This is a genomic window from Butyribacter sp., assembly GCF_056818865.1.
Genome location: NZ_DBLYGC010000015.1, coordinates 17,419 through 30,746, shown reverse-complemented (window position 1 = coordinate 30,746; position 13,328 = coordinate 17,419). Strand labels below are relative to the sequence as shown.

10 protein-coding genes are annotated in these 13,328 nt (G+C 36.7%); 6 read left to right on the top strand and 4 right to left on the bottom strand.

All coding sequences use genetic code 11. The features are described 5' to 3' along the window. Positions 1 to 43 precede the first annotated feature (43 nt). Genes ACZLXV_RS08355 through ACZLXV_RS08345 form a run of 3 tightly spaced genes read left to right on the top strand, consistent with a single transcriptional unit; the run spans position 44 to position 3,192 of the window. Positions 44 to 1,282 (top strand): DUF1015 domain-containing protein, encoded by a 1,239-nt coding sequence (locus ACZLXV_RS08355; RefSeq protein WP_482383104.1) that lies wholly within the window; start codon positions 44 to 46, stop codon positions 1,280 to 1,282. A gap of 11 nt (positions 1,283 to 1,293) precedes the next feature. Further along, positions 1,294 to 2,190 carry a mechanosensitive ion channel family protein gene (locus ACZLXV_RS08350; protein ID WP_482383103.1) on the top strand — a complete coding sequence of 299 codons (897 nt, stop codon included), beginning with the start codon at positions 1,294 to 1,296 and terminating at the stop codon, positions 2,188 to 2,190. A gap of 60 nt (positions 2,191 to 2,250) precedes the next feature. Then, positions 2,251 to 3,192, top strand: coding sequence for a magnesium transporter CorA family protein (locus tag ACZLXV_RS08345; protein WP_022225573.1), 942 nt, complete (start codon positions 2,251 to 2,253; stop codon positions 3,190 to 3,192). Between the two features lie 116 nt (positions 3,193 to 3,308). Here ACZLXV_RS08345 and argH read toward each other — a convergent pair whose 3' ends face one another. The 4 genes from argH to ACZLXV_RS08325 form a co-directional block, all read right to left on the bottom strand. Continuing rightward, positions 3,309 to 4,682, bottom strand: coding sequence for an argininosuccinate lyase (gene argH, locus ACZLXV_RS08340; protein ID WP_482383102.1), 1,374 nt, complete (start codon positions 4,680 to 4,682; stop codon positions 3,309 to 3,311). Between the two features lie 193 nt (positions 4,683 to 4,875). Beyond that, positions 4,876 to 5,142: a hypothetical protein gene (locus ACZLXV_RS08335; protein ID WP_022225575.1), complete on the bottom strand. Its 267-nt coding sequence runs from the start codon at positions 5,140 to 5,142 to the stop codon at positions 4,876 to 4,878. 124 nt (positions 5,143 to 5,266) lie between these two features. After that, the gene (locus tag ACZLXV_RS08330) at positions 5,267 to 7,639 is read right to left on the bottom strand and encodes an ATP-dependent helicase (RefSeq protein WP_482383101.1); all 2,373 of its coding nucleotides are present in this window, start codon (positions 7,637 to 7,639) and stop codon (positions 5,267 to 5,269) included. A gap of 21 nt (positions 7,640 to 7,660) precedes the next feature. Next, positions 7,661 to 8,533, bottom strand: a complete 873-nt coding sequence (locus ACZLXV_RS08325; RefSeq protein ID WP_482383100.1) for a prephenate dehydrogenase — start codon at positions 8,531 to 8,533, stop codon at positions 7,661 to 7,663. 199 nt (positions 8,534 to 8,732) lie between these two features. Here ACZLXV_RS08325 and ACZLXV_RS08320 point away from each other — a divergent pair, with 199 nt between their 5' ends. Genes ACZLXV_RS08320 through ACZLXV_RS08310 form a run of 3 tightly spaced genes read left to right on the top strand, consistent with a single transcriptional unit; the run spans position 8,733 to position 13,188 of the window. Then, positions 8,733 to 11,516, top strand: a complete 2,784-nt coding sequence (locus ACZLXV_RS08320; RefSeq protein ID WP_482383099.1) for a transglycosylase domain-containing protein — start codon at positions 8,733 to 8,735, stop codon at positions 11,514 to 11,516. Between the two features lie 60 nt (positions 11,517 to 11,576). After that, positions 11,577 to 12,125 (top strand): hypothetical protein, encoded by a 549-nt coding sequence (locus ACZLXV_RS08315; RefSeq protein WP_482383098.1) that lies wholly within the window; start codon positions 11,577 to 11,579, stop codon positions 12,123 to 12,125. Between the two features lie 25 nt (positions 12,126 to 12,150). Next, the gene (locus ACZLXV_RS08310; protein ID WP_482383097.1) at positions 12,151 to 13,188 is read left to right on the top strand and encodes a GNAT family N-acetyltransferase; all 1,038 of its coding nucleotides are present in this window, start codon (positions 12,151 to 12,153) and stop codon (positions 13,186 to 13,188) included. Positions 13,189 to 13,328 lie beyond the last annotated feature (140 nt).

Sequence of the window (13,328 nt, the reverse complement as noted above, 5' to 3'; positions counted from 1 at the left end):
GACAGTAACGTTATATCAAAAAGATAAGATGGAGGATAAATATATGGCAATAATAAAACCGTTTGTGGCAGTAAGACCTGATGCCAAAGTTGCAGACAGGGTCGCAGCATTACCTTATGATGTTTATAATAGGGCAGAGGCTGCTAAAGAAGTTGAAAGGGAGCCGCTGTCATTTTTAAAAATAGATAGAGCGGAAACTCAGTTTCCCGACAGTGTAGATACATATGCACCTGAAGTTTATGATAAGGCGAAAGAAATTTTTGAGGATATGGTTTCTGACGGCACATATATTACGGATAGTGACGAGTGCTATTATATATACAGTCTTGTGATGGATGGCAGACGCCAGACAGGTATTGCAGCCTGTGCAAGCGTTGATGATTATATGAACAACGTTATCAAAAAACATGAAAATACAAGAGAAGAAAAGGAGCAGGACCGTATCAGACATGTGGATACGCTCAGTGCACAGACAGGCCCTATTTTCCTTGCATACAGGTCTAAAAAAGAGATAAATGATATTGTTTCAAGAGTTATGGAACAGGACAAACCGCTTTATGATTTTACGGCTATTGACGGGATAACCCACACTGTATGGAAGATAGCTGAAAGGTCAGATGTAGAGAACATAAAGAAAGCATTTGAAAATATAGGAGAAATATATATAGCAGACGGACATCACAGGGCAGCATCAGCCGTAAAAGTCGGTTTGAAGCGCAGAAAAGAAAATCCGGGTTACGATGGAACAGAAGAATTTAATTATTTTCTCTCAGTTTTATTTCCTGATGACCAGCTTATGATAATGGACTACAATCGAAGTGTCAGAGATTTGAATGGTCTTACAGAAGATGAATTTATGAAGAAGATAGAAGAATATTTTGATATAGAGAGTTTGGAAGAGGCAAAGCATCCTGACAAAAAGGGAAAGGTTTCCATGTATTTATCAGGAAAATGGTATATGCTTACAGCAAAAGAGGAACTTCTAAATATAACTGACCCTGTTTTGTCTCTTGATGTTTCATTGCTGCAGAATTATCTTCTTGAGCCGGTTATTGGCATAAAAGACCCGAGAACTGATGAAAGGATTGATTTTATCGGAGGAATAAGAGGACTTAAAGAACTTGAGAAGCGTGCAGAGTCAGATATGAAGGTGTCATTTGCAATGTATCCGACTTCAATAGGAGAGTTGTTTGATGTCGCAGACGCAGGGCTTCTTATGCCACCTAAGAGTACATGGTTTGAGCCAAAACTCAGAAGTGGTATTTTTATTCATAGAATTTAACGGAGGAATTTATGCTTTATACAAAGGGACTACTCAGTGCTGCTGCCGGTATTACAGAGCAGTCTGCCAGCGGAAAGGCAATAGGTGTCGATGAACTTCATAAAGTCATGAATTCATCGGCATCTGACGAACAAAAGACAAGTTTCTTCATTCAATATCTGTTAAGTCAGAGAGAATGGCTCCTTGATTTTGCAAAGACTCTTTTGATTGCTGTTATAGTTTTTGTCATTGGTAGAAAAATTGTTAAATTTGCACTTAAAATCACAAAAAAGACAATGGAACGTAAAGATGTGGAAATCAGTGTACAAAAATTTGTTATGTCGCTTGCCACATTCGCATACAATATTTTTCTGATAATTATAATAGCAAGTGTTTTGGGAATAGGAGCCAGTTCAATAGTAGCTATCATCGGTTCGGCAGGTCTGGCGGTAGGTCTTGCATTGCAGGGCAGTCTTTCAAATCTTGCCGGAGGTGTATTGATACTTCTGCTTAAGCCGTTTAAGGTCGGAGATTACATTATTTCGGCAGGTGCAGAGGGAACGGTTCAGAGTATAGATATTTTTTATACGAGGATTGCTACTACAGACAATAAAGTAGTTGTTATACCGAATGGTACTATTTCAAATTCTAATGTTACAAATACGACGAAACAGGATGAGAGGATGCTGGTTCTGGATTTTACTGTCGGTCTTAATACAGATATAGCTGAAGTGAGAGAAAAAATCATGAAGCTTTTTGAAGCAGATGACAGAATACTTCATGATATGAATAAATGTGTTGTCGTTGACAAACTTACACCGGTAAATATAAAAATGCAGGCAAAGGCATGGACAAAGAGTGAAGATTACTGGGATGTAAAATATCTTTTACTTGAGCAGATAAGTATTGTGTTGCAAGGTTTCAGGTGATGCGTTATAATTTAATTGTGTTTTGAACATTAAAAATTGAAAGAAAGTTGGTGAGATTAAGTGGTTAAGTATTACAGAACAGATGACAAAAAGATTTATGAATTTTCTGAACTCACACAAGGTATTTGGATAGATATGATAAACCCGACAGTTTCGGAGGGTGAAGAAGTGGCAGAAAAGCTGAATATCGATATTCAGGATTTGCTTGCCGCATTGGATGAGGAAGAAAGTTCGCGTGTCGAACTGGAAGACGGATATACACTTATTCTTATCGATATTCCGACAACCGAGATAAGGCATGACAAGGAAGCCTACACTACTATACCGCTTGGCATAATTCTTACGGCAGATACTATTATTACTGTTTGTACCGAAGAGACTTCCATATTGCAGGCATTTGTGAATGGAAGAGTAAAAGAGTTCAGCACCAAAAAGAAACTAAGATTTGTTTATCAGATTCTTTTCAGAGTTGCTTCTGCATATCAGACAAGTCTTAGGGTTATAGATAAAAAGCGTACTGAGATTGAGGAGAGAATTGATGATGATACAGAGGACATAGACCTCATAGACCTTCATGCTCTCGAATCCACATTGGTATATTTCGCTACATCACTTAGAGCCAATGCGGTTGTAATGGACAGACTTACAAGATATAAAAGACTTGAGCAGTATCCTGATGACAAGGATCTGCTTGACGATGTAATCGTAGAAAATCAGCAGGCTATTGAGATGACAAGCATTTACAGAGATATTGTAAATGGAACGAGAGAACTTATGTCATCAGTTATTGACAACAGATTGAATAATGTTATGAAAACGCTTACGATAGTCACACTGGTTATGGGTATTCCGACACTTGTATCGGGAATTTACGGCATGAATGTCAATTCAAAGTGGGTACCTCTTGCAAATGTACCATTTGGATTTGGAATTATATGTATACTTATTTTGGTCGTATGTGCAGTGATGCTTATAGTTTTAAAGAAAAAGAAATTTTTGTAATTAAAAATTTTGTAAATAAAAAACTTCCACTTAAAATTGTAAAAGTGGAAGTTTTTTGTTGCCAATATTTGAATAGTGCCAATATTTACATACTTTCGGTATTTTAAATAGTAAAATTACTCGGCAAGGTATTTCTCGTAAACTTTTATTACTTCGTTCATTGCATTTGGACCCGGTGCACCGATAGTGTTTCGCTTATCTACACATGTTTCCATGCTTATTGCATCGTATATATCGTTTTCAAATACAGGACTTATAGCCTTATATTCATCTAAAGACATTTCGCCCAAAGAAATATTTTTGTCGATGCAGTAAAGCACAAGCTGACCGATTATACCATGTGCATCTCTGAATGGAACACCGTGTTTTACAAGATAATCTGCAGCGTCAGTAGCATTTGTAAATCCACCCTCTGCACTTGCACGCATACGGTCTTTATTGAAAGTCATTGTATCAAGCATGCCATTGAATAAAACGATACAGCCTTTTGTTGTGTCGATTGCGTCAAATACAAATTCCTTGTCCTCCTGCATATCTTTATTGTATGCAAGTGAAAGTCCCTTCATTGTTGTGAGAAGTGATGTAAGCGAACCGTAAACTCTGCCTGTCTTTCCGCGTACAAGTTCGGCAATATCAGGGTTTTTCTTTTGTGGCATGATACTGCTGCCTGTTGAGTATGAATCATCAATTTCAATATATCTGTACTCATTTGTATTCCATATAATTATTTCTTCACAGAAACGGCTTAAATGCATCATTATGATAGACATTGCACATGAAAACTCAATGAGATAATCTCTGTCAGAAACAGAATCCATACTGTTTAATGTAGGACCGTAAAATCCGAGAAGCTCAGCAGTACGCTCTCTGTTTAAAGGATAAGTAGTACCGGCAAGAGCACCTGAACCGAGAGGACAGTAGTTCATGCGTTCATATATATCTTTGAGACGTGAACGGTCTCTTTTGAACATTTCAAAGTAAGCACCCATATGATGAGCAAGTGTTATAGGCTGTGCTTTCTGTAAATGAGTAAATCCCGGCATGATAGTATTGATATTTTCTTTCATTATCTTTAAGAGACTCTCTAAAAGATTTTTTAAAAGGCTGTCCATTTCAAGGACTTCTTTTCTTGTGTAGAGTTTCATATCGAGAGCAACCTGGTCATTTCTGCTTCTTCCTGTATGAAGTTTCTTTCCGGCATCGCCGACACGCTCAATAAGGTGAGCTTCAACGAAACTGTGTATATCTTCGTGTTCTTCATCAATGATAAGTTTTCCTGATTTTATATCTTCAAGAATTGATTTGAGACCGCCTATTATCTTGTCCTTATCATCGGAAGAGATAATCTGCTGTTCAGCAAGCATTGTAACATGAGCGATACTTCCTGTAATATCTTCTTCATAGAACTTTTGGTCAAATGAAAGAGATGCATTAAAATTGTGTACGAGTTTGTTTGTTTCCTTTGTGAATCTTCCTCCCCAAAGTTTCATATTGCATGTTCCTCCGTTTCGTAAGTATTTAGTATCATATATATATAAATTTGCCCAAACTGATGCCACGGATTGCTTCATTGCTGTGCAATTTCCGACCCTTGCATCAAAATACCGAAATGGATACACCATTTCGGTATTTGGTAAATATCTGTACAAGTTAGAATGAAAAAAAACTATAAAAAATAGTGTATTAGTCCTCTGCCTCAGGTTCTCCGTCAGAAAATTCAATGTAATCATCATCAAAATCATCTGAATAATCATCAGGGTCGAAATCCTCAAGATAATCAGGTGTAAGATATTTGTATACTGCGAAAGCAATACCGGCTACTGCTGCAATGGCACCGATTATTGCAAGGGCAATAACGATAGTATTTTTATTTTTTTCTTCAAGTTCTTTTTTGTGTAATAATTCAGATACTTTTGCTGCATTGATTAAATCTTCAAATTTGTTGCTCATAATCCCCATCCTTTCTTCTTTTCAAATTGATAATATTAAGTTTTATCATTCAGACAAAATATTTGAGTTTCGTCTTCCTCTATAGTATATCATATGATGTAAATGATATCTAGTAGTAACATAATTATTTTTTCTCAAGTTTTGCAAAAGAAGCCATCATTTTGCGTGTGACTCCGCTGTCAAATTCAACAGTTACCATATAGTCACCTGAACGCTTTAACATGTCTTTTACGACACCGTCACCGAATTTAACGTGTGAAACACTGTCTCCTGTTTTGTAATCAGGCTCTACGGCTGTATTGGAGGTATCATTTCCGAAACCTTTTCTGATAAGCGGATTGTCAAGAAGTCCAGCACCGGATGCTTTATGTTTCTGCTGTTTTACTTTCTTTTCGGCGAGAGGATTCCAGTTAGTGCTGTCAGGTTTTTTATATGTAGGTGTCTGCTGTATTTTTGGCTGTGTCCTTAAAAAGTCTGTTGCACTGTAACTGCCGGCAGGTTTTGAGGTAGTCTGGGTAGACTGCTGTTTTGCTGGACCTGCCTGTTTGATAAGGTAACGAGGTATCTCATCAATAAAGCGTGAAGGTCTGTAAAACTGCATTTCGCCGTTCCTAAATCTTGCCTTTGCACAGCTTATCGAAAGTTTTTTCTGTGCTCTTGTTATACCTACATAACAAAGGCGGCGTTCTTCTTCCATTTCTTCGGGGTCATCACCGTTTACAGCCATATATCCAGGGAAAATGCCGTCTTCCATACCGACAAGATATACATAAGGAAATTCAAGCCCCTTGGCACTGTGGAGTGTCATAAGCAGTACAAGATTGTTGCTTTCGTCAACATTGTCAATATCGGCAACGAGAGCGATTTCTTCAAGAAAACCGCTTAGAGTAGGTTCTTCCTCGTCACAGCTTTCAATATACGATGCAATTTTGTTGACAAGTTCTTCGATATTTTCTATACGGTTTCTGGCTTCTTCGGTATCTTCTTCTTCAAGAAGTCTGATATAGCCTGTCTCTTCTATGATTTCTTTTATAAGGTCATCAAGACCATAGCCATCCGTCTGTAAATGTCTTTTGAAAGATTCAATAAGATTGACAAAAGAATTTATTTTGCCGCTGCTTCTTTTTATGCCGTCAATGTAATCACAATTTTGTAATGCACCGTAAAAACTGAGTTCATGTTCAATAGCATACGAGGTTATGCGGTCGATTGTTGTAAGTCCGATACCTCTTTTTGGGACATTTATAATTCTCTTTACCGATATATCGTCAAGTCCGTTTTCAATTGTGCGCAGGTATGCGAGCATATCTTTTATCTCTTTACGCTGATAGAAGTTTACTGCGCCGACAATTCTGTAAGGAATGTTATTTGTTACAAGTTTTTCCTCGAAAATACGGGACTGTGCATTAGTTCTGTAGAGAATGGCAAAATCTTTGTAGTCAGCCTGACCGCTTCTTGTGACTGCTGCGATAGCCGCAGCTATTGATGATGCCTCGTCATAATCAGAGTCAAATTGTGACAGATAGATAAGGTCTCCTTTTTCATGGTGCGTCCAAAGTGATTTATCTTTTCTGACCTGATTATTTCTTATAACTGCATTCGCCGCATCAAGAATGTTCTGTGTCGAGCGGTAATTTTCTTCAAGTTTGATAACTTCTGTCTCTGGATATGAATTTTCAAAATTGAGAATATTTTTTATATTTGCGCCACGGAATTTGTAGATTGACTGGTCATCGTCACCTACCACACAGAGATTATGCAGAGTTTCGCCGTTTTCACCGCGTGTGTTTGCAAGAAGATGAATAAGCTTAAACTGTGCCGTGTTAGTGTCCTGATATTCGTCTACCATAATATACTTAAACCTGTTTTGATAGTATTCGAGGACATCGTTATTTTCTTTAAATAACTGTACCGTTTTGCAGATAAGGTCATCGAAATCAAGTGCATTTGCGTCGTGAAGCCTGCGTTCATATTCTCTGTAAGCACGGGCATAGAGTTCTTTTTGATGGTCCCCCATAGCCATTTTTTCATATTCTTCCGGTGTGATAAGTTCGTCTTTTGCGGATGAGATAGCATTCATAAAAGTTCTCTCTTTATATTTCTTTGGGTCAAGATTAAGATATTTTATGATTTCGCGCATAAGTGTTTTCTGGTCATCACCGTCATAGATGGTAAAACTGCGGGAGTAACCTAAAGCTTCGATATTTCTTCTGAGTATGCGGACGCATGTAGAATGAAATGTGCTGACCCATATATCGTCGGCTTCATCGGCAAGGATAGATTTCACACGTTCACGCATTTCGCCTGCCGCTTTATTTGTAAATGTCAGCGCAAGAATGTTCCATGGTCTGACATTGTATTCGTTTATCAAAAAAGCAATTCTGTGGGTCAAAACTCTTGTTTTGCCCGAACCTGCACCGGCAAGTATCAAAAGAGGACCTTCAAAGTGTTTTACGGCTTTTTCCTGTTCAGGATTTAAACCTTCTAATATATTCATGTTTACCTCCATAGGTTTGTATTAGTTTAAATTGTCACGATATTTTTTTGCATTTTCAAATATTTTCATAAGTTTATCTTCATCGCGATTGCTAATCGAATTTTTTGCGTCAGTAAGTGTCACGATATATTTGTCAAGAAAAGATATAATCGCATCCGGGTTTGAAAGACAAATATTTTGCCACATTTCAGGTGAAGATGACGAAATGCGTGTAATATCCTTTAAACCTCCGGCAGCGAGCCTTGCGTAGCTGCCGTCAGAATCTTCATTTGCAACAGTATTTATAAGTGAAGCTGAAATCAGATGAGGACAATGGCTTATGGCAGCAGTTATCTTATCGTGTGTTTCATAGTCCATGATTTCACAATGAGAGCCGGCTGAAATTATAAAGTTTTTAAGCCATAAAGTATACTCTTTAGGTGTTTCGTTTGTCGGCGTAAGTATATAATATGCATCTTTCAGATATGATGAATCTGAATTTGCATAACCTGTTTTTTCAGAACCGGTCATCGGGTGGCCACCGACAAAATGACTGTTAAGACCAAGACTTTCTATAGTATGGTGAATATTTCCCTTAACACTTCCTACATCAGTAATAATGCATTTTTCAGATATGTATGGGACGAGTTCTTTCAGATATGATATGTTTGTAAGTACCGGGGCACATAAAAAGATTATGTCACATTGTGAAAAATCGGAAAGAGATGTGCAGATTTCGTTTAGAATACCATCTGCTTTCGCTCTTTCAAGTTTTTTATGCGGTTTGGTACGGTAATAATTATATGCGATAATATAAGACTCCGGATATATTTCCCTGATGGCATGTGCTATAGAGCCGCCAATAAGTCCAAAGCCTACAAATCCAAAGTTTTTTAAGATAAGTTGTTCAGTCATGATATAACCTTTCGTAATAATCCGGATTTCAGTATAAAATAGAATACTGATTTGTTTCTTATTTATTCTAAGCTAGTGAAAAAATCATGTCAACAAAAACCAATAAAACTTTACACTTATATCAAAAAATTGTATTATAGTATGGTGAGATATTTTCGCAAAAAATATTTTACAGTTGATTTTTAGTTGGAGGAAAGTTATGAATACTTTACGCAAATATGTAAAAAATGCAAAGGATGTTTTCCGTATTATAGTAGGTGCGATAGGAAGCTATGTAGGTGTAGTGTCAAATATACTTGGTGCTGTCATGGGAATACTTGCGTCTGTTATGGTAATTGGCGGAATTGTCGGTTTGTGTGTATATGTCAAAGTTCTGCCTATGTTTACAGAGGCGAGAGAGGAAGTATTTGACAAGCTTGTTCATCTTAGCAAGGATGATTTTATTATGAAGGAGGATACGGTAGTATACGACGCTAACGGTAAGAAGGTGGGTTCGGTAAATGCCGGAAGTTATAAATATGTGAGTATAAATGACATATCACCATATATTTATGACGGATATATTGCTGTTGAGGATAAGCGTTTCAAAACTCATGGAGGAGTGGACCTTGTTGCGACCATGAGAGCAGGAGTTTCTCTGTTGAAACATAATATGGAAATTACACAGGGAGGAAGTACGATTACGCAGCAGGTTATAAAGAACAATCTGCTTACACAGAATAAAAGTTATACAAGAAAGATTGCCGAGATACTTCTTGCACCGACTATTGAGAGTAAGTTTACAAAGGCTCAGATTATGGAGTTTTATTGTAACAGCAATTTTTACGGCAACAAGTGTTATGGTGTCGGAGCGGCAAGCAGATATTATTTTGGAAAGAAATGCGCTGACCTTGAACCACAGGAGGCGGCTATGCTTATAGGACTTTCAAACAGTCCGACAGCCTACAATCCGGTGCTTCATCCACAGGCAGCATTAAAGAAGAGAAATCGTGTGCTTAAAACTATGTGTAATGAGGGAGCTATAACTCCAAAAGAGTATAAGGCTGCGGTGAAAAAGGAGTTAAATATAAAACAGTTGTCTGAAGAAGGCAGCAGCAATGAGACATATGTTATAAGTTATGCCATTCATTGTGCCGCTATCTCACTTATGGAAAAAGAAGATTTTAAATTCAAGTATGTATTCGATTCAAAAGAAGATTACCAGAAATACAACAAAACATATTCAAAAGCATACAGTGAGAAGATTGAGAGTATCCGTTCAGGAGGATATAAGATTTATACTTCCATCAATATGAAAAAACAGAAGAAATTACAAAAATCTGTAGATGAAGGACTTGCTTTTAATAAGGAAAAGGATAATGATTCGGGTAAGTATGCTCTTCAGGGGGCAGCAGTCTGCGTTAATAATGAGACAGGGTATGTTGAAGCGGTTGTAGGAGGAAGAGGAAAAAACGATCAGTATAACAGGGCATATCTTGCTGCAAGACAGTCGGGAAGTGCAATAAAACCGCTTATAGATTATACACCCGGTTTTGAATCGGGAATGTATTCTCCTTCGACAATAGTAAATGACAATAAATTTACAAACGGTCCGTCAAATGCGGGTGGTGCTTATTATGGAAGTGTACACATTAGAGAGGCTGTTGCAAGGTCACTCAATACTGTAGCATGGCAGGTTCTTGACAATATTTCAGTCAAGTACGGTCTTTCATTCCTTGATAAACTTCATTTTCATAATATAAGTTATATTGATAATGATAATATGGCACTTTCTCTCGGTGGATTTACAGAGGGTGTGCGTGTAGTTGATATGGCTAAAGGATTTTCGACACTTGCCAACAACGGAAGTTTTAGTGACAGGACATGTGTAAAGAAGATAGAGCATGTATCTGACGGTGTTGTGTACAAAAATAATAATGAAAAGACTCAGGTCTATTCAGAAGATGCTGCATGGATGATGACAGATGTTTTAAAAGGCGTATTCAATGAATCTTACGGAACAGGACGCAAGTTAAAACTTGAAAACGGACAGATATGTGCCGGCAAAACAGGTACGACAAACTCAAGTAAGGATGTTTGGTTCTGTGGATATACAAAGTATTATACGACAGTTGTGTGGGCCGGATATGATACTCCTAGAGCAATGCCCGGAGCATCAGGTGCATCAATCCCCGGTGTAATCTGGAAAGATTATATGGATAAGATACATGAAAAATTAAAACCACAGGATTTTACGATGCCGTCTACGATAAGTCTCGCGAAATATGACAGTGCAGGAAATATCATTGAGGGAACGGCTGTTGCCGGAAGCAAGACAAGACCGGCAGGCATGGATTATTTTTCAAAGTCAATTTTATCTGAGAAAGCGGAGGAAGTTCAGGTACTTAAAGATAAAAAGTACCAGAAAGAAGTCCTTGCGGCTCTCAAGAAGTTTGAGAAAATGTATATTAAGAATATAGCAGACTATTATGACCTTGAAAATGATTATAAAAAGCTTACTGACATGATATCAAGTATTGTGGATGACGATGTCAGGACAGATTATGCTATAAGGGCAAGAAATAAATATGATTCTCTTAAAGATGAGACTGTAGATTGGAAGAAAGTAGTAAAAGCATACGAGAAACAGCAGAAAGAGGAAAATGAGAGACTTGCCGAGAAGAAGAAAAATGATTCACAGAGAGCTTTAAATAATCAGATTTATAAAAACAGGATTAACCTTGCCAGAACAAGAATAAAGAGAATGCATGGCTATATATATCAGCCGTCGAATATGCAGCTTCTTATAGATTCGGCAAAACAGGCACTTGATGCATGTAAGGGATATGCAGAGTATACAAGTTTAAAAGCAATGTATGATGAATATAAAGCCGAACTTGAAAATCTTCCGACAAAAGCTGAGTATGACAAGAAAAAGAATACTACTACACCAACAGAAGCACCGGTTGAGACTGCTGAACCGATTCAGGATGGGGAAGAATAACGGGTATTGTTTATACTGTAAAGGTCAACAGCATCAAATAAAGGAGGAATCAGAAAATAAATGGAAGAAAATAAAAATGACATTGATGAACTCGTGAAAAGTATAGACTCATCTTTTGAGGAGATGTCACTTAAGGATATTGTAGCTGCCCACGAAAATTATTTCGGGGCAGATGACATATCCTTTGATAAGGACAAGACGGAAGAAGTTAAAAAGGAAGAAAAAAACGAAGTTTTAAAAGATGACGGTAAAATCGACAAAGCAGAGCTTTTAGAAAATTTGAAAGAGAATGAAACTAAAGATAAGAATGACAAAACAGAAATGTCTGAAGAACAAAAGCAGAATATACGCGAAATGAAAGTAAAAAAAGCAGGACACATAGGAAACTGGTTTCAGACATTCTGTTATATGAGAATACCGGTAATAGGATTTATATATATACTGGTAATGGCATTTAGCAAAAAAACACCTGAGTATAAAAAGGAGTTTGCAAAAGGCTATATTTTATATAAAGTTTTAGTTTGGATTTTGGCAATTGTGCTGTTATATTGTCTTTACAAAGTTGGACTTGATTTTGTAGATGGAATGCTATCACTTATTAAAGAGTAGGATTTGAATAGGAATGAGGATGGAAATGAATAATTGTGATAATGTATGCATATTATTAGGAAGTCCGGATGCAAATGGAAATACTGCTGCAATGTGTAAAAATGCAGCAGTTTTTCTTGATAATATGAAAATAAAATATCAAATTTATAATCTTTACGAGGAAGAAATTGATTATGTACTTTTAGAAATATCAAAATACGATGCTGTTATTATTGCTACGCCTATACACTCTTTTTACTGTAGTGATATGGTAAAAGAACTTATGGACTTAGCATTTGAAGATGAGGAATTTTTTGAAAATTCATTGAATGAAAACGGAGAAAAGATAAGATGCGGGATAATGGTTTCTCACGGATATGATGAAGAATATGCGACAGAACCGTTTGAAACAGGTTTTTCAAGATGGTGTGAGCATGTAGGATTTGATTATTATGGGAAACTTTCGGTTAGAGATACCGGGGATAAAGAGAGATTTTGTGGGACAGAAAATTTAAAGAAAACTGAAAAGTTTATATGCGGAATTTGTGGGATAAATGAAAGAAAAGACAACGATGAAAATGCTTATATTTCAGGCAAAGATTTTTATCTGACTGATGCAGATAATGATAAGAAGACATTTGAAAGATTGTTCAATATGTATATGTATGAACTGTCAGCTTATGTAGATTGGATGGGCGAGTGCATGACTGATGATGCATTGTTTATTCCTGACAGACTTTCAGAATATTATGAGATGAATGAAAAAAAGCCGTACATAGTAAAATATAAAAATAAAACAGCCGGTTTGGTTGTATTTTTATTTCCGGATAAGAAAAAAGAACCAGCAGAAGCTGACTTTTATATAGAAGAAATATTTATTCTGAGAAGATACAGAAAAAATCATATTGCGGCAGAAATAATAAAAGAATTGTGGAAAAAAAATAAGGGAATATGTGCAGTGTGTGCACTGAAGAAAAATGAAATCTCCGTAAGATTTTGGGAGAACATAATAAAAAAATCAAATTATGAATATACAGTAAAAGAGGATGATGAGGTGTTCTTTTTTGAGATAAAGGTTGAGTGATGTGTTCTGATATTATTTGCTGAAAAGTTTATATTAGTCTATAGGTGAACAGTTTTAGCGAAATTTAGAGTAAAATTTAGCTTGGAGGCATAATTTGCCAACAAGGGAAGATTATGGTATAATGAATCACGGTTTTTTAA

What these genes read in the sequence shown, in the direction of transcription:
- ACZLXV_RS08355 (WP_482383104.1), top strand. Translation starts at nt 44, where the DNA reads ATGGCAATAATAAAACCGTTTGTGGCAGTAAGACCTGATGCCAAAGTT.
- ACZLXV_RS08350 (WP_482383103.1), top strand. Translation starts at nt 1,294, where the DNA reads ATGCTTTATACAAAGGGACTACTCAGTGCTGCTGCCGGTATTACAGAG.
- argH (WP_482383102.1), bottom strand. Translation starts at nt 4,682, where the DNA reads ATGAAACTTTGGGGAGGAAGATTCACAAAGGAAACAAACAAACTCGTA.
- ACZLXV_RS08335 (WP_022225575.1), bottom strand. Translation starts at nt 5,142, where the DNA reads ATGAGCAACAAATTTGAAGATTTAATCAATGCAGCAAAAGTATCTGAA.
- ACZLXV_RS08330 (WP_482383101.1), bottom strand. Translation starts at nt 7,639, where the DNA reads ATGAATATATTAGAAGGTTTAAATCCTGAACAGGAAAAAGCCGTAAAA.
- ACZLXV_RS08325 (WP_482383100.1), bottom strand. Translation starts at nt 8,533, where the DNA reads ATGACTGAACAACTTATCTTAAAAAACTTTGGATTTGTAGGCTTTGGA.
- ACZLXV_RS08320 (WP_482383099.1), top strand. Translation starts at nt 8,733, where the DNA reads ATGAATACTTTACGCAAATATGTAAAAAATGCAAAGGATGTTTTCCGT.
- ACZLXV_RS08315 (WP_482383098.1), top strand. Translation starts at nt 11,577, where the DNA reads ATGGAAGAAAATAAAAATGACATTGATGAACTCGTGAAAAGTATAGAC.
- ACZLXV_RS08310 (WP_482383097.1), top strand. Translation starts at nt 12,151, where the DNA reads ATGAATAATTGTGATAATGTATGCATATTATTAGGAAGTCCGGATGCA.